This is a genomic window from Stenotrophomonas sp. ZAC14D2_NAIMI4_6, assembly GCF_003086875.1.
Lineage (GTDB): Bacteria > Pseudomonadota > Gammaproteobacteria > Xanthomonadales > Xanthomonadaceae > Stenotrophomonas.
Map to the genome: position 1 here is coordinate 4,125,457 of NZ_CP025996.1, position 15,420 is coordinate 4,140,876.

Here is a 15,420-nt window from a genome sequence, read left to right on the forward strand (position 1 = left end):
ACTTCATGTTACCAATACTGCCGGGCATATTTATCTGTTAGCGCCCATAGCTACATTTCTGTTTGACCAGACCACTAAGAGCCAGCCAGAGGCCTGTGGCTGGGAGGCTGAAGAGCAATAGCGAATGTCTGGAATCATTGCGAAGCAGACTCTCCCGCGTCTCCTGAGGCTATCCGTTTCAGGCCACGTCCGAGCAGCGAATCACGAACCAACAAGAAGCCTACGGCGCCGAACGAAGCCAATCCGCAGCCATTTCGATGGCATCCTGATCCCCGCTCACAATGCTTTCCGGCACGATCCCCTTGGGGTACTCAGCACCGTCCCGGTCAGCCATTGCCGCAGTCGTCAGCAACAGCGCGCCGCCATCGGGAAGCGGGAAGATGGTGTTGGCCGTCGCAAGCCCTGCGGTTGGCCGTCCGAAGAACCGGGTTCCGGGTCGCGCCCTGAATGCAACGGCCACGGCCTCACCGGAACTCGCGGTCCTCGGCCCCACCAGCACCGCGACGCGGCTGTTGGACAGATCAGCCTGGCATTCCGGGCTGGCGCGTGAGCGCCATGTCCTGGTCTTTCCCTGCCGATCGCGGAAGCCGCCTGCATCGCGATCGCCCAGCAGGGAGTGCAGCCCATTGAGCATGGGCCACATGTTGCCACCGTTGTCCTGGCGGAGATCAACGATCCAGCCCTTGGTTGAGGTCGGTGCCAAGGTGGCGATACGTTTGCAGAGTTCCGCAGTGAACGCACCCCTGTCGTCCTTGCCTATACCGCGCAGCCCCGGCACCAGTATGTAGCCGATGCCCTCAATGGAACGGGATTCCATCGGTCGGCTGCGAACTGCCTGCGCGCGATGTGTCGAGGCCTCGTTCGGTGTTTGAAGCAGGCTATGGCGGTCAGCAAGCGCATCCAGCACCCTGCGCAACCCTGCATATGCCTCCTGCGCGGGAAGCTGCTTCTGATCGTCCGTGAGTAGCGCCGCCTCTTCGGCAGGCCAGTCTACGTTGCCCGCGTTCAATGCCTTCGCGCGAATGAGTGGCAGCGCGTGTGCCAGCATGGCGTGAGCGGATACGCCGGTCGCCTCCACCGCCGCCGACGTCAGCGTGAGCTGCTCGGCCTGGAGGGTGCCTGCACTGCCCAAGGTGACCCCGAACTTGATGCTGGTGCTGGCTTCCGGAACATACAGCAGCAGTTCGCGCTCACCTGGCCCCTCACCGGCACGCACAGGCTCACCGCCGGAGCTGGCAAAGGCGAGCCGTCCCTTCGGGCCATCAGCACGAAGCCAGAGCGCGCCGGCGCCGGCCCCGTCATCCACGCGCAGCCGCCCGGCAAGCCGCACGTTCCTGCCCCTGAACGAACTGGCATCCAGGGATGTGATCGCACCAACGAAACTCGCCTCGCCGGTGGATTCGGCAGACAGCTCAATCGCAGCGCCGTCCTTATCCAGGACGTCGCCAGCGCCATCGACCACCGACTGTACGCTGGTCCCCTTCCACGCGGTTTCGCCCTGCGCGGAAGCACTGAAGATCACTGCCAGAAACAGAAAAGCCATGCGTGGCATCGGCACCATCCATGTACACGAGAGCGATGATCCTATGATGCTGGGGTTGTACCGGCAAGCGAGCCGGCTGCGTCATTGATTCGTAACGAAACAGCATTGCCCTGGACGATGGTCCTGCCTTCAGCCAGCAAAGCCCGAGCTGAATCTGCCCGACAGGGACGAGAAGAAGCAAAGCGCCAAGATGACGCCGTTCAGAACCAGCGATGCCTCGTAGAACAGCGATGCCGGGCGCGAAATGACATGGGGCGCATCGATGACCGTGAGTGCGCTCCATCCCACCGTGAATACCAGAAACAACCAAGGGGCGAACGGCACAAAGAATGCAATCGCGATGAGAGAGGCCAGGTAGCCAATAACCAGCAGGATACGCAGGAACCCACATATGGGATGCGCCTTGCTGTACGCAACCACTCGATTCTTGATTCTGAGCCGTTCTTCCTGCAACAGCTTCGGTAGCGTTCTGGCACCAATTTCATCAAACACGATGCCGCCCACTGTGGCAACCAGAGTCAGCAGGACGAGCACGCGGAATGTGAGTTCGGTCATTGGGGCTGAATCAGCTGCGGCCTGGTTCGGGAGCGTCTCCAAACTGCATTGCAGCGCTTGCTTGACGGACGAGTTGGACCCTAGGTAGGAACTATCGAGAGAGCGATGGCCCGTCTTGCCCCTGAACCTGTCGCTCCGGCTGTTGTTCGATTCGCGTAGATTGAGATTGACTTAACCCATCAACCCGAAGAAGCGACTCAGCTTCAGGTGCGCGAAGCGCATCCAACGTACTCATTCCGGCGCGACGATGGGAGGGATCATTCATTGTGCCTTCCACTACGAACACCCGCTCGCCGCGAGCCATGCTTTCTGTTGGGTTGTTCAGCGCGACATGGTCAACCCGAGAAAGACCCTCTTCCTTAGCGAGCACTAGAAGACTCGCTGACATTCGCTGACTCGACTCGTCCCATGGTTTTCCATGTTCTGCATCCAGGCGTTCCACACCCTCTTTGATCTGCAGATACAGAGCTCTATCCGCGGACCCAAGTTCCTTCACAGAAGCAATTCCCTGTTGGCGTGAACCGATTCCCTCGGTGACAGTGCCAGCTCCTTCCGCGACTTCACCACGTCCGATGTCAGGCTCCGGCTCCGGTCTGCGACGCTGCCTTGGCGCCACGTGTTGATCATAGTGCGCACCGTAGTAAAGCTCATAGTTCGCATGAGGGCCCACAGATGGCACCTCGGTCTTGAACACCTGCGCGATCTGATCGAGCGCTTCGTTTCGATTGATCCGCCCAGCCTGCAGCTCCGCGGCGATGGCCCCGTACTGCCGAGGTCGATCTCCGGTGCCCGACACACCAATGTCGGCGCCGCCGGCTGCGACAATCTCCTGCTGAACTTGCACATTGCTGAGAGTTGCAGCAGCCTCGCCCCGCAACAGGGTATTCACGTAGGCCTGCTTGGAAGTTGGATCGAGATGCTCGGAAAAGTTATGGTGTCCGACTTCATGAGAAAGAGAGCGGGCAATTCTGTTGCCCTGTCCAATTGCATCCTCATCAATGACAATCTTCTCACCAGGCACCAAGTAGGTACCGCCACCAGATCGCCCCCAAACGACTTCCAAACCGTCGCGTTCGACCTGCGCGAGACCTTCTCTAAGGGTCGCTGATCTGGCCAGTAGCGACACCAACGAGGGATCAGCGAGAGGAGATGCCGGGCGGGATGCGGCTTCAGGGCGACCGTCTTCCTGCTGCTGCGGCAGTCCAAATTCTTCACTACGATTCATGCTGCGATTCCTTCGCCATGGAAGAAAGTGGTTCAGCGCCTGCTGACCGACACATAGGTCACCGTCTTATGGTCGGACGCGAGACCAAGAACTACCTTCGCACCACTCACATTTGCTGACCAATAGGGTCGCGAATCGGGCGCATCAGGGCGGGCCGGATACATTGTGAAGCCATCCCACAGGGGGCCATCCAGGACAATGCTCGGCAGCGCGACGTCGAACGTGAGGTTCGCATGGCCAGGTTCATCAGTTGCGCTTCGCAGTGAGATGTTCCGGATTTCGAGCGCGCCCAGCGCTCCACGCTCTGCTGTTCGCTCATCCCTTAGACCCTCACGCCTCACATCTCCCAGCTTCGTTTGAAGCTGCTTGCCCAACGCCTCGAAATCGTCAAGGCGTGTGGCAGACAACCGCTCGATGTCGTGCTTGAATCGATCCATTCCCAATTCACTCCTTGATTCGACACATTGCCATTGATTCGGATGATCCGTTGAGGCCGGAGTCATGCCGGTTGAGCAGGCTGCCAATGCCACGACCGATGAAGCCACGAAGTAGCAGCGACCCGCTGCGGTCCAGATGTGATTCATAGTTCCGCCCGTTAATTAACAGAGCACTTCTCGAGCCATGTATCCATGAAAGTGCGTCGGGCACAAGTCCAACGTCTCCCGAATCTAGCACGGCATTTGCATGCCCCAGATGATGTCTGTGGGTTCAAATACCCGCTGTGACTTGGCTCGCACTTCGTGCCTCCCCGGCAACACTGCTGAAAGTTGGTGTCGTCGATAGACCGATCATTGCGAGGCAGCGCCTAGATCGTTAGGCGCTTGCGAGACAATGTCGCGAATGCCACAGCAAGAACGTTCAAATCGTGAAGCGCTCCAGTTTCCCGATGAACCGCTGAAAGCCTTGCGCCCCAAACGCCTCACCGTGCAATCGCACTATGCAACAATTCTGAAAACGTCTCTGGCATTGGCGGGTTTGGCCCGCAGCCCTTGGCATTCCACATGACGGCAGGTAATCGTGGTTACGCCACCGCTCCTTGGTGGCCGGGCCTCGAAAACCCGCCGTTGTGATGATGTTTACGCTTACCAGCCGGCACTGCTTCGCGCGGTGCCGGCTGGTAATCCGTCTGCCGACTATGGCGGGCGGTGCGTGGGGGCTTCGTGCCCGCCGGGGATCATCACACGCCGGTTTTCGAGCCACGCATCGTCCGCCACCTTTATCGGTGGCGGCTTCTGCCTGCTTGCACGGAGCCTGCCATGACCACACCGCACTGCCCTCCCCCGCGCCCCATCCAGGAAGCGGCCGAACCCGCCCCGGACCCCACCAGCCTGCTGGCCATCCTGCGCAGCGTGGACGGCGGCGTTGCCGCTGACGGCCAGCCATGGCCGGAGCGCCACCCGCTGCGCAGCCGGCAGATCGCCCTGTGCGACGCCGACTGCGCCTTGGCCGGGCAACGCGTGGTGCAGCAACTGCTGTTGGCCGCCGAGCGCGCACGCCAGAACGGAGATCCTGACCAATACGTGGGCGACCGCGTGATGGAAGGTCTGGCGATGGCAGCGCTGGCGTTGAACAGCTTCATCCAGGACCGGGTGCGGCCGCAATGAGGGCGCGCCTGCTTGCTGCGGTGGCCGCGTGCGGCGTGGTGGCGGCCACGGTGTGGTGGCAGTGGCCCGCCCCACCCGAGGACCAGGTGCACGCCTACACCACCTTGCAGGACTTCGATTACTCGCTGCTGGAAGGCGATGCACGTGGCCTGGCCGCGGCAAAGGGCCGGCAGGGGTTCGACTTCCATACCGAGGATGGTGGCGCTGCGGCTTTCCAGGTGCGCTGCAAGGGCGTGGTGGTGATGGATGTGCAGAACGCCCCGCCGCTGGTGCTGATTCGCATGCCTGCCGATGCGCTGTGGCGGGCGCCGGATATCGCGCAGCTGCATCGGCGTTTCCAACGATGGCTGGGGATTGCGCCGGGTGAGGTGGTGGGGGCTGGCGAGCCGTCGTGGGTGCAGGCGCGGATTCTGCGTATGCAGCGAGGGATGCCGGATGATGCGCGGTGTGTGTTTGGGGTGGATGTCGGGGCTTCGGGGTCAGAGCCCTTTTCTGCGAAAAGGGATCTGACCCCGGGTGGCGCCCCGGCTGGCGAGGGCGGCCAGGCGACGGCTGACCAGGCCGTATAGGTCCTGCAGTTCGGCGGCGCGTTCGGCGGTCATGTTGCTGCCGAACAGCACGCGGCCCAGGGCGCTGGCGTGGCTGTCGTGGGGGTGGCGCTGGCGGGCGCGGTAGACCTGCTGGAACACCAGCCAGGCCAGGCGCAGGCCGCCGCCCGGCAAGGGCCGCACCAGGCGTTCGTAGGCCTGCCAGAACTGGTATTCGGTCTGCAGATCGACCTGCGGGGCCGCATAGGGCACCGGGCGCGGGCGTCCGTGGGCGCGCGGGCGGGTGGGCAGGAACACGGGGTCGGGCTGGGCCATGGGGACAGCATGCGCCGGCAACATTGTGGGAACCTTGCGTGGGTGCGGCCGATCGCGTGAGGGGTCGGATCCCTTTGCGGAGCAAAGGGCTCTGACCCCGGACGACCCCAGTTGCGAAGAGCATCCACGCGTGGCGTGGATCTACTGCCGGCCCCGCAATCTGGTAGATGCCAACCTTGGTTGGCATGATTTTTCGGTGCCGGGAACATTGCGCGTGGGGTCAGAGCCCTTCCTGCGGAGGGATCTGACCCCGTCCGGTCAGAACGCGATGGCGGTGCTGAACATCACCTGCCGGGGGGCGCTGCGCTGCAGGGTCAGGTAATCGCCCGAGAACGACGAGCCGGCGATGGTGGCGGTGCCGATATTGTTGCGGTTGAACAGGTTGCTGATATCCACGCGCAGTTCCAGACCGGGCAGCACGCTGCCCTGCCCCAGCGTGTAGGCGGCATAGGTGTTCACCTGCCAGAACGTTGGCACGCGGATATCGTTCTGGTACGTGAAAGGCTGGCGCAGGTACGAGGTGCTGGTGGCACCCACGCGCCAGTCACCAAAGTGCGCGGACAGATCGCTTACCAGCGAGACCTGCGGGTAACCGGGCTGCGCGTTGCCCTTGATCGGGTACACGGTATCGCCCACTACGAAATCGCTGTCGTAGTACGAACGGGCCACGGCCACACCCTGGTAGAACTGCAGGTGGTCGCCCAGATCGGCGGTGATGCCCAGGTCCGCGCCGATCACATGCATCTTCGGCATCAGCCGCACGGTGTTGATCTGCGCGAACTGGGTGCCGACGGCCGCAGACAGCAGCCGGTTGCGGATATCGCTGTAGAACACATCGCCGGTGAGCGTGAGCCGGTCGAAGCGATGGGTGGCGCCCACGGTCAGGTTCCAGTTCTTTTCCGGCCGCAGGCTGCCGGCAATGCGGTCGAATTCTTCCTGATCGGTCACGGTCCATGCCGAAGCGGTGTAACCGATGTTGCCGCGCTGGGCCACGCGGTAGCCGTTCATGCCGCTGGCCAGATCGATGAACGCGTCGGTGGATGCGCTGGGGCTCCAGAACAGCGAGACATGCGGCAGGAAGTTGCTCTTGGCGCGCAGCGCGCCATATACCGGCCGGTCCGCCGCATCGCTGAGTCCACCGCCTTCGGTGCGGAAATCCACGGCCTTGAATCCCACGCCCAGCTTCAGGGTGTCGCGCAGCGCGATGTCATCGTGCAGGTAGAGCTGCCGCGAGCGCGTGACCCAGCGCGAGGCGTTGTCGGTCTGGAACGCGGGGCCGTAGACATCGAACGGGCCGGTCGCCTTCAGCGGTGCGCCCTGCCCCAGCAGCGGCTGCTGGTACCAGTCTGTGCGGGCCGCGGCCTTGCTCTGTTCCTGCCAGATGCCGGCGGTGAACGTGTGCGCGCCGGCTTCAAGCTGCAGATTGGCCATGCCGCCCAGACGGTTTACTCGCGGGGTCTGCACCTGTTCGGAGAACGGCGCGCCATTGGGCGAAGGCACGGTGGGGTCGGCCAGGGTGGCCTGGGTATGGCTGTTGGCGTTGTACAGCTGCACGTTGCCACTGAGCGTAGGCGTGATCTGGAAACGGTGGTTGATGGACGCAATGCGGTCGCGGGTGATCTGGCCGGTGTCATAGGGGATCAGTTCGGACAGTTCGCCGCAGGTATAGGCGCCGCAGGATGCTTCCGCGTTTTCCGGCGAGGCCACGTGGTACGCCCAGGCGTAATCGGGGTAGGAGCTGTCGGCCTTCCAGCCCAGCTTGCGGATCATGTCGAAGGAAATGTTGTTGTAGCCCCAGACCTTGGCCCTGCTGTCTGACACGAACAGGGTGACGTCACCCCAGGCGACGTCCTGCTGTGCCTTCAGATTGCCGCGCAGGAAATCCTGCGTGCCGGCGCCCTGGTACTTGTCGGCCGACACACGCTGCAGGTCCACCATCAGCTTGGGGCCGTGTTCGCCCAGTTGCCCGCTCTGCGCGGAAACCGTGGTAACGAAGGTGCGGTTGCTGCCCACGCCCTGCTTCAGCCGCAGGCTGGGGCTGTCCTGCAGATCGCGCAGGCGGTATTCCAGGCTGCCGCCGTTGGCGCTGCTGGAAAACACGTGCACCGGCGCACCACCTGGGCTGACGGTGATGGCGCCGATGCCATCGGGCACGCCTACGTTCACCACACTGGTGCCGGTAAGCGAGAGGAAGCCGCTGTCGTTCAGTGGCACGCCTTCGAAGGTGATGCCCATTTCATTCATGCGGAAGCCGCGCACGAACAGGCTGGTGGCGGAAATATCCAGGCCCAGGCCGTCGGTGGCGGTGTAGCTGGCACCGGGCACCTGCTTGAGCATGGCCAGGCCATTGTTTCCGGTGACCATGGCATCGAGGTCGGTGGCGTTGATGATGTAGCGGTTGGGGCCGACCACCTGCGTGGGTGCAGTGGCGGCGCCGCGGGGCGTGGCGATCACCTGCAGAGCATTGAGGGTGACCGGGGTGTCGTGGGTGGTGTCGTGGGCTTCGATGGCATGGGCCGACGAAGCAATGGACAGGGCGATGGCCAGCGCAAGGCGCTGCGTGGGTGGCGTGTTCATGGGCGAATCCAGCTGCGTTGGGAAAATGGCGCAGGCGCACGCCCAGCACGGTGCGGCGCGACGGGCGGCGACCTGGCTGGCGGTGCGGTTGCGTTGGGGGGTTCAGTCGCTGTGCGCGCCTGTCAGCTGCAGAGAAGGACGATCATCTGCGGCGGGGTTCAAGGGCGTGATTTCGACGTGCGAAATTCTTGCATCGGTGGCCCGCGGTTGCCATCGCGCCGTGGTACAGCGGCGATGGCGATGGGTATGGCGGCGCTATACGCGGGGATAGCGGCGTGGTTGGGGGTTACTCATCCACGCATGGCGTGGATCTACTGCCGGCCCCGCGATCTGGTAGATGCCAACCTTGGTTGGCATGCTTTTAGGTACCGGGAACATTGCCCGTGGGCCATGTGCCAACCAAGGTTGGCACCTACCAGAGCCGGGGCGCGTGGTTACTGCAGCACGAAGCGCTCGATCGCGCGGGCCACGCCTTCGTCCGTGTTCGGTGTGGTTTCAAAGCGCGCCACCGCCTTCACTGCGTCGATGGCGTTGCCCATGGCCACGCTGGTGCCGGCGAACTGCAGCATGGTCAGGTCGTTTTCCTGATCGCCAATAGCCATTACGTTGGCGCGGTCGATGCCCAGGTGTTCGGCCAGGCGCTGCAGGCTGGGCCCCTTGCCGGCGCGGTGGTCGAATACTTCCAGGAAGAACGGCGCGCTCTTCAACACGGCGAAGCGTTCGGTCAGTTCGGCCGGCAGGCGGGTGATGGCTGCATCCAGCACGTCGGGTTCGTCGATCATCATCAGTTTGATGAAGGACATTGACGGCTCCATGTCCTGCACGCGGCGGTACGACAGCGGCACGTGGGACAGGTGCGAATCGATGACGGTGTAGCGGCTGATGTCCTGGTTGGTGGTGTACAGGCGGTGGCCGTCCAGTGCCTGGAAGTGCACGCCCAGCTGCCGCGAAACCTGTTCGCAGTACACGAAGTCATCGAAGCTGAGCGGGAATTCCACCACTGTTTCGCGCGTGCCGATGCGCTGGACCAGGCCGCCGTTGCAGGCAATGCAGTAATCGTCATTGCCGGTGATGCCCAGTTCCTGCAGGAACGGTGCCAGCCCGGACACCGGGCGGCCGCTGGTCAGCACGATATGCACGCCCAGCGCGCGCGCCTGCGCAATGGCCTGCTTGGCGCGCGCGGTCAGCTTGTGCGCCGGGTCCAGCAGGGTGCCATCCATATCGATGGCGACCAGTTGGATGGTCGATTGCCTGCGGCCCATGTCCATCAGTTTCATTTCCAGCGCGGGGCCCTCCATTTTAGGCCAGGCCGACGGCGGCTGCCGTTCTCATGTGCGGTTCAGCCGCGCGCAGCCGTTGGCGGCCATACTCGGCAAGCCTGTGCGCCCCACCGCAGGACGGCCCCCTGACCGCCCTACCCTGGAGATCCAGACGCATGACCTACCGCGCCCCCGAGGCCACCGACACCGCCCCGCTGGCACAGCAGATTGAAGACCTGATTGACGGCCTGCCCGGCCAGCACATCCGCGTGGGCACCCTGCTGCAGGCCCTGGGCGATGAGGGGCTGATGTTGATCGTGATCCTGCTGTCGGCAATTTTCCTGATCCCGGTGTCCATTCCCGGCCTGAGCACGGTGTTTGGTGCGTCCATCCTGTTGATTGGCCTGAGCCGCGTGCGCGACCGGCCGCTGTGGGTGCCGCAGCGCCTGGCCGAGCGCGAGGTGGCCACCGACAAGCTGCGCGCCAATCTGGGCCGGGCACTGAAGTGGGTGCACCGCATGGAACGCCTGTCGCAGCCGATGCGGCTGGCGGTAATGGTGCGCTCGAAGAAGATGATGCGCTTGAACAACCTGGCGCTGGTGGTGGCCACGCTGCTGCTGATGGCCCCGGCCGGGCCGATTCCCTTCAGCAATACGCTGCCCGCGCTGGCGCTGATGTCGTTTGCCATCGGCTTCATCCAGCGCGATGGCGCTGCGGTGGCGGCGGGCTATGCCTTCGTGGTGGCCACGATGGTGTACTTCGGCATACTGCTGGGCGGCGTAGGGTTTGCCGCCGAATCGGTGTTCAGCGGATTGCGCGGAAGCACCGCCGAACTGTAGAGCCAAGCCATGCTTGGCTGCGCTTCGCTTTTGTAGAGTCGAGCTTGCTCGACTGCTCTTCGCCTTTCGTAGAGTCGAGCTTGCTCGACTGCTGTTGGCAGAAGCAGTCGAGCAAGCTCGACTCTACAAAGGCCAGAGCCAGAGCCACGGCCACGGCCAGAGCCAAAGCCAAAGCCAAAGCCAAGGCCAAGGCCAAGGCCAAGGCCAAGGCCAGAGCCAATGCCAGAGCCACGGCCAAAGCAGTCGAGCATGGCTCGACTCTACAATTCCGCTACTTCGCCGAGACCCGCCAGACGACGTCGCCTACGTCGTCAGCCACCAGCAGCGCGCCGTCGGCGTCCATCGCCATGCCCACCGGGGCGCCCATCAGGGTCTTTTCATCCTTCGATGCAAACCCGGTCACCACCGATTGCGGGCGGCCCGTCGGCTTGCCGTCCTTGAACGGTACGTACACCACTTCGTAACCGCTCAGCGGTGAACGATCCCAGCTGCCGTGTTCGCCGATGAAGGCGCCGCCGTGGTACTTCGCGGGCAGCGACTGGCCGGTGTAGAACAGCAGGCCCAGCGGCGCCACGTGCGAGCCGATGGCGTAGTCGGGCTTGAACGCCTTGGCCACCAGATCGGGCCGCTGCGGTTGCACGCGTTCGTCCACGTGCTGGCCGTAGTAGCTGTAGGGCCAGCCGTAGAAGCCATCTTCCTTCACCGAGGTGAGGTAATCGGGTACCAGGTCAGCACCGATCTCATCGCGCTCGTTGGCCACCGCCCACAGCGCGCCGGTGCTCGGTTCCCAGTCCAGGCCGGTGGGGTTGCGGATGCCCGATGCGTAGATGCGGCTGCCACGGGTGGCAACGTCCACTTCCAGCACCACGGCGCGGCGGTATTCCACGGCCAGGCCATTTTCGGTGATGTTGCTGTTGGAACCCACGCCCACGTACAGCTTGCTGCCATCGCGGCTGGCCAGCAGTTCCTTGGTCCAGTGGTGGTTGATGGTGCTGGGCAGATCGGTGAACTCACGGCCCTTGTCGGCCATGCGGGTGGCACCGGGCACGTACTGGTACTGCATGATGTTGCCGGTGTTGGCCACGTACAGCATGTTGCCGATCAGCTGGATGCCGAACGGCGAATGCAGGCCTTCGATGTAGACGTGCTGGGTCCAGGTATCGGTGCCCGGCGTGCGCCGCAGCAGGGTGACCCGGTTGCCGCCCTTGCCGGCCTTGCCCGAGCGCGCCTTCACCTTGCCGGCAATCCACTGCTTGGGCGTGGTGACCGGTTCTTCGCCCGGGCCATTGCCCTCCACCACCAGCACATCGCCATTGGGCAGGGTCAGCAGGCGACGCGGGTGCTGCAGGTTGGCGGCAATGCGCTCGATCTTCAGGCCTTCGGCCACGGCCGGCGCCTGGCCTTCGGCCCAGCCCACGCCCTTGGGCACCTGCATGGGCGGCATGAGGAAGTTGGCCGGCTTGGGCAGCGGCGGCTGCGGACCAGACTGGTCGGCCGGGTGGTATTCGGCCTTGCCGGCGCAGGCGGCGAGCATGACCGCCAGGGAAAGGATGCCCAGCGTGGGCAGGATGCGCTCAGCCATGACGACCTCCCTGCAGCACCGGGGCCTGCAGTGACAGCAGGATGTAGCCGATCGCGATCAGGGCCACGGTCAGCGCGGACAGTACGGTGCCCGGCACGGCCACCGCATAGGCGTCGCGGCTGTGCACGAAGGCGTTCCAGATGGCCAACACGATGGCCAGCAGGTTCAGTACGAAATCCACACGGTCCACGCCGGTGGCGGTGCCGTTGCGGCGCCACACCGCGAACAGGTTGATCAGGCGCGGAATGATGGCGATCAGCAGGCCGAAGGTGATCAGCCAGGCGGCGGACTTGCCCCACATCACCTCGGCGGTGTTGAGGTAGAGGATGTCGAAGACCAGCGCGGCGACGAAGAAGCCGAACGGTATGGGATTCAGCAGGCTGAAAAGCGTGGTGCCTGGGCCGCGATGGGCCTGGGCGACGGGGTTGACCATGGTCGTGCTCCGAAGGGGGAAGGACTGCACGGGCCGTAGTAGCACAAGCGGCCGGGAGGCAACGCGATGATGGCGGCTGGGGCCACGGCCGGGCTTGGATGGATGTGCCGGGACAGGCCCGGCGGACACCGGTAGATCCACGCCATGCGTGGATGGGCCGAGCCGGGTGGTGCGTGGCTGCTTTGCCTTGGAATGCCGGGCGCTGTGTCGCTGCTTGGCTTTGAATGCCGGGCGCTGCGTGACCGCTTTGCATTGGTAGAGTCGAGCTTGCTCGACTGCCGTAGCAAAGAGCAGTCGAGCAAGCTCGACTCTACGATCGCGCCTGATCAGGGAACATGGACCCGACGCAGGGTGTAGGAGTAGCGGACGGTTCGTGCCAACCAAGGTTGGCACCTACCAGGCTAATGGGCGCCCGATGGGGGCGCGATCAATCGAACGTGAGGCTGGCGCGGCGGGCGGTGCGCAGCGGAATGAACAGGGCGGCGGCGAACACCACCAGAAACGGTGCGGACAGGATCGCGGCGTCCTTGCTGCCAAACGCGATCAGGTTCAACTGCAGATCGCCAATCCATTCCAGCCGCGTGAACACCAGTATCAGGCCACCGAAGGTGGGGCACGGCAGGCCACCGTGGCCGGCCATCAGCAGCGTGGGCGACAGCAGCGCAGCCAGGAAGGCGAAGCCCGCCCGATACAGCCACGGGTTGCCCTGCCAGCGCGGCGCACGCCGCCACATCAGCACCAGCAGGGCCAGTGGCAGCAGCGGTGCCAGCAGCACCAGCGCCAGGATCATGGCCATGCGGTTTCACCCGCGGCGCGGTGTTCTGCCATAAGACCCTGCATGCGCTTCTCCTGTAGTCGTCCTTGAAGGGTGCATTGTTGCGGTTGTGGACGGAGTGTGCCAGCCAAGGTTGGCACCTACCAGGGCATGCCGTAACGATTCGTTGCGCGGGCGATGACGCTGGCGAAAGGTGCGCAGCGCTACACTCGCACCAGTGCTTGATGGAGGATCACGCATGCGCCTGCTGCATCTCACCCTGCCGGTCTCGAACGTCGAAACCGTTGCCGGCTATTTCCGCGATGTGCTGCAGCAGCGTGTGGTCGGCCACCATGTTCACATCGGCTGGAGCACGATCGACCTGCAACCGGCGGGTACCCACGCCACCGGTGGCGTGCACCTGGCCTTCAACGTGCCCGACAACCGCTTCGCCGAAGCGATGGCGTGGCTGCGCGAACGTACGCCGCTGCAGCGCAATCCAGAGGGCGTCGATTACTTCGCACTGGAAAGCAACTGGCAGTCGCAGTCGGTGTATTTCACCGGGCCCGACGGCCTGATCCTGGAACTGATCGGGCGCAAGCGCTTGCCGGCCGATACGCATACCGGTGCCTTCCACGGCAGTGAACTGCAGTGCCTGAGCGAGGTAGGCCTGCCCAGCGATGATGTGGATGCGGTACGCGCCGACGTCAGTGCGCGCTTCGGCCTTCAACCGATCAGTCCGCCGTCGGCGCAGTTCGCGCCGATGGGCGACGACGAGGGCCTGCTGATCGTGGTGGCCGCCGACCGCCGCTGGTTCCCCGAACAGATAGACCTGCCCAATGCGCAGGGCCTGGGGCTGCAGATCGGTGGGGTGGCCGGCAGGGGCGAGCTGCACGACGACGCGCGCGGATGGCGCGTGCACACCGCCTGATCTACCAGCTACCCGAGGCGCCACCGCCGCCGCTGCGCCCACCCCCACCGCTCCAGTCGCTGGACGAGGACGAGCTGGACGACGAGCTGCCCCAGCCACCGCGGCGGTCGTCGTCATCGTCGTCGCTGCGTGTGCCGGTGCCCACCAGCATGGCCACGGCCCAGCCCATGTAGCCCACGGCGCCGAACACCAGCAGCAGCGCTTCGGTATCCAGCCGGTCCGGCTGCAGCAGTGCCCACACCAGGCCACCGCCCATCACAGTGCCAAGCAGCAGCACACGCAGGGCGAAACCACGCCGGCTTTCCTGCCAGCGGTCGCGACCCAGGGTCAGCGGGAACCACAGCACCACTGCGGCGATGCCTGCCAGGAAGTACAGGGCCACATGCACGAACAGTCCAGGGAACACCCCGCGCGTGGCGAGCACGACCACGCTGATACCGATGCTGGCGACCAGCAGGCCCCACAGCGTGCGCCGCAGCGACGTGCTGCGCCGCCACCGGTGCCCGCAAACCCACGCCAGTGGTACGGCCATTGCCAGCAAGAACAGCATCGGCACGATCTGCCGCGGCGCCCACGCCGCGGTCGCCAGCCCGGCCAGCGCGATCAGCGCCAGCCAGTGCAGCGGGCGGTACCACCACCGTCGCACCGGCACGGCTGCCCCGCGCCCCTGCCAGCGGCCCAGCGCGAACCCGGCCATCAACGCCAGCAGCAGGATCGTATCCATGCCCTGCCAGTCCAGATCCAGCAGATGGTTGCTGCGTGGCGGTGGCAACGGCTCGCCGTCCACCAGCCCTGCCAGCAACGCGCTGCCGTCCAGCACGCCCTGGTCCAGATCGCCCTCGCGGAAGCGCGGCAGGATGGCTTCTTCGATGATGCGCTTGGCGTAGGCATCGGGAATGGCGCCTTCCAGCCCATAGCCGGGCTGGATACGCACGTGCCGGTCCTGCACGGCCACCAGCAGCAGCACGCCGTCATCCACGCCCTTGCGACCCAGCTGCCACTGGTCGAACACCCGTTGCGCGTAAGCCTCGATGCTTTCCTGGCCTGTACTGCCCACCAGCAGCACCTGCAGTTGCGCGCCGCCCTTGCGGGCCTGCAGCGCGCGCGCCTGCTCTTCCAACGTGGCACGTGTGGCCGGGCGCAGTGCACCGGCCGGGTCGACCACCGGGCCATCCAGCGGCGGCACCTGCACCTGCGCCCAGGCCAGCACGGGCCATAGCAGCAGGAGCAGCAGCGCCGGCCACGACGCAAGGCG

The 15,420-nt window shown here is 64.6% G+C and carries 14 protein-coding genes and 1 pseudogene; 4 read left to right on the forward strand and 11 right to left on the reverse strand.

Annotation, left to right across the window (positions count from 1 at the left end; genetic code table 11):
* Positions 1-220: 220 nt before the first annotated feature.
* The 4 genes from C1933_RS18680 to C1933_RS18700 form a co-directional block, all read right to left on the reverse strand.
* Positions 221-1,543, reverse strand: coding sequence for a S41 family peptidase (locus tag C1933_RS18680; protein ID WP_234414581.1), 1,323 nt, complete (start codon positions 1,541-1,543; stop codon positions 221-223).
* A gap of 129 nt (positions 1,544-1,672) precedes the next feature.
* Positions 1,673-2,098, reverse strand: a complete 426-nt coding sequence (locus C1933_RS18685; RefSeq protein WP_108754456.1) for a hypothetical protein — start codon at positions 2,096-2,098, stop codon at positions 1,673-1,675.
* A gap of 91 nt (positions 2,099-2,189) precedes the next feature.
* A complete protein-coding gene (locus C1933_RS20280; protein ID WP_234414582.1) occupies positions 2,190-3,323 on the reverse strand; it encodes an XVIPCD domain-containing protein in 1,134 nt (377 codons plus the stop codon).
* A 32-nt stretch (positions 3,324-3,355) separates the two neighbouring features.
* The gene (locus C1933_RS18700) at positions 3,356-3,760 is read right to left on the reverse strand and encodes a hypothetical protein (protein WP_108754459.1); all 405 of its coding nucleotides are present in this window, start codon (positions 3,758-3,760) and stop codon (positions 3,356-3,358) included.
* 819 nt (positions 3,761-4,579) lie between these two features.
* On the opposite strand from C1933_RS18700, the gene C1933_RS18705 reads away from it, so the two are divergent.
* Both C1933_RS18705 and C1933_RS18710 read left to right on the forward strand, forming a co-directional pair.
* Positions 4,580-4,927 carry a hypothetical protein gene (locus tag C1933_RS18705; protein ID WP_108754460.1) on the forward strand — a complete coding sequence of 116 codons (348 nt, stop codon included), beginning with the start codon at positions 4,580-4,582 and terminating at the stop codon, positions 4,925-4,927.
* Positions 4,924-5,496 carry a cold-shock protein gene (locus tag C1933_RS18710; RefSeq protein ID WP_199911389.1) on the forward strand — a complete coding sequence of 191 codons (573 nt, stop codon included), beginning with the start codon at positions 4,924-4,926 and terminating at the stop codon, positions 5,494-5,496. Before C1933_RS18705 ends, C1933_RS18710 begins: the two co-directional genes overlap by 4 nt.
* On the opposite strand, the gene C1933_RS18715 is transcribed toward C1933_RS18710, so the two are convergent.
* The 3 genes from C1933_RS18715 to yidA all read right to left on the reverse strand — a co-directional run bounded on the left by C1933_RS18715 (position 5,407) and on the right by yidA (position 9,635).
* Entirely contained in the window at positions 5,407-5,790 is a 384-nt protein-coding gene (locus C1933_RS18715; protein ID WP_343125592.1) for a hypothetical protein, read from the reverse strand. The genes C1933_RS18710 and C1933_RS18715 overlap by 90 nt on opposite strands.
* 258 nt (positions 5,791-6,048) lie before the next feature.
* On the reverse strand, positions 6,049-8,367 hold the full coding sequence (locus C1933_RS18725) for a TonB-dependent receptor (protein WP_108754463.1): 2,319 nt from the start codon (positions 8,365-8,367) through the stop codon (positions 6,049-6,051).
* Positions 8,368-8,801: 434 nt separating this feature from the next.
* Positions 8,802-9,635, reverse strand: coding sequence for a sugar-phosphatase (gene yidA / locus C1933_RS18730; protein WP_108754894.1), 834 nt, complete (start codon positions 9,633-9,635; stop codon positions 8,802-8,804).
* 167 nt (positions 9,636-9,802) lie between these two features.
* Here yidA and C1933_RS18735 point away from each other — a divergent pair, with 167 nt between their 5' ends.
* Positions 9,803-10,465 carry an exopolysaccharide biosynthesis protein gene (locus C1933_RS18735; RefSeq protein WP_108754464.1) on the forward strand — a complete coding sequence of 221 codons (663 nt, stop codon included), beginning with the start codon at positions 9,803-9,805 and terminating at the stop codon, positions 10,463-10,465.
* Positions 10,466-10,736: 271 nt separating this feature from the next.
* On the opposite strand, the gene C1933_RS18740 is transcribed toward C1933_RS18735, so the two are convergent.
* The 3 genes from C1933_RS18740 to C1933_RS18750 all read right to left on the reverse strand — a co-directional run bounded on the left by C1933_RS18740 (position 10,737) and on the right by C1933_RS18750 (position 13,276).
* The gene (locus tag C1933_RS18740; protein WP_108754465.1) at positions 10,737-12,047 is read right to left on the reverse strand and encodes a sorbosone dehydrogenase family protein; all 1,311 of its coding nucleotides are present in this window, start codon (positions 12,045-12,047) and stop codon (positions 10,737-10,739) included.
* Positions 12,040-12,480, reverse strand: a complete 441-nt coding sequence (locus C1933_RS18745) for a DUF2231 domain-containing protein (RefSeq protein WP_108754466.1) — start codon at positions 12,478-12,480, stop codon at positions 12,040-12,042. Before C1933_RS18745 ends, C1933_RS18740 begins: the two co-directional genes overlap by 8 nt.
* A gap of 427 nt (positions 12,481-12,907) precedes the next feature.
* On the reverse strand, positions 12,908-13,276 hold the full coding sequence (locus C1933_RS18750; RefSeq protein ID WP_108754467.1) for a hypothetical protein: 369 nt from the start codon (positions 13,274-13,276) through the stop codon (positions 12,908-12,910).
* A 217-nt stretch (positions 13,277-13,493) separates the two neighbouring features.
* Between C1933_RS18750 and C1933_RS18755 the strand changes: the two genes are divergently transcribed.
* Positions 13,494-14,165 (forward strand): hypothetical protein, encoded by a 672-nt coding sequence (locus C1933_RS18755; protein ID WP_108754468.1) that lies wholly within the window; start codon positions 13,494-13,496, stop codon positions 14,163-14,165.
* Positions 14,166-14,913: 748 nt separating this feature from the next.
* Here C1933_RS18755 and C1933_RS20410 read toward each other — a convergent pair.
* A pseudogene (locus C1933_RS20410) lies at positions 14,914-15,399 on the reverse strand (TPM domain-containing protein); the annotation flags it as partial.
* Positions 15,400-15,420: the final 21 nt, after the last annotated feature.

Bases quoted from the DNA above. Each gene is read 5' to 3' on its own strand.
- C1933_RS18680 (WP_234414581.1), bottom strand. From the start codon at position 1,543: ATGGCTTTTCTGTTTCTGGCAGTGATCTTCAGTGCTTCCGCGCAGGGC.
- C1933_RS18685 (WP_108754456.1), bottom strand. From the start codon at position 2,098: ATGACCGAACTCACATTCCGCGTGCTCGTCCTGCTGACTCTGGTTGCC.
- C1933_RS20280 (WP_234414582.1), bottom strand. From the start codon at position 3,323: ATGAATCGTAGTGAAGAATTTGGACTGCCGCAGCAGCAGGAAGACGGT.
- C1933_RS18700 (WP_108754459.1), bottom strand. From the start codon at position 3,760: ATGGATCGATTCAAGCACGACATCGAGCGGTTGTCTGCCACACGCCTT.
- C1933_RS18705 (WP_108754460.1), top strand. From the start codon at position 4,580: ATGACCACACCGCACTGCCCTCCCCCGCGCCCCATCCAGGAAGCGGCC.
- C1933_RS18710 (WP_199911389.1), top strand. From the start codon at position 4,924: ATGAGGGCGCGCCTGCTTGCTGCGGTGGCCGCGTGCGGCGTGGTGGCG.
- C1933_RS18715 (WP_343125592.1), bottom strand. From the start codon at position 5,790: ATGGCCCAGCCCGACCCCGTGTTCCTGCCCACCCGCCCGCGCGCCCAC.
- C1933_RS18725 (WP_108754463.1), bottom strand. From the start codon at position 8,367: ATGAACACGCCACCCACGCAGCGCCTTGCGCTGGCCATCGCCCTGTCC.
- yidA (WP_108754894.1), bottom strand. From the start codon at position 9,635: ATGGACATGGGCCGCAGGCAATCGACCATCCAACTGGTCGCCATCGAT.
- C1933_RS18735 (WP_108754464.1), top strand. From the start codon at position 9,803: ATGACCTACCGCGCCCCCGAGGCCACCGACACCGCCCCGCTGGCACAG.
- C1933_RS18740 (WP_108754465.1), bottom strand. From the start codon at position 12,047: ATGGCTGAGCGCATCCTGCCCACGCTGGGCATCCTTTCCCTGGCGGTC.
- C1933_RS18745 (WP_108754466.1), bottom strand. From the start codon at position 12,480: ATGGTCAACCCCGTCGCCCAGGCCCATCGCGGCCCAGGCACCACGCTT.
- C1933_RS18750 (WP_108754467.1), bottom strand. From the start codon at position 13,276: ATGGCCATGATCCTGGCGCTGGTGCTGCTGGCACCGCTGCTGCCACTG.
- C1933_RS18755 (WP_108754468.1), top strand. From the start codon at position 13,494: ATGCGCCTGCTGCATCTCACCCTGCCGGTCTCGAACGTCGAAACCGTT.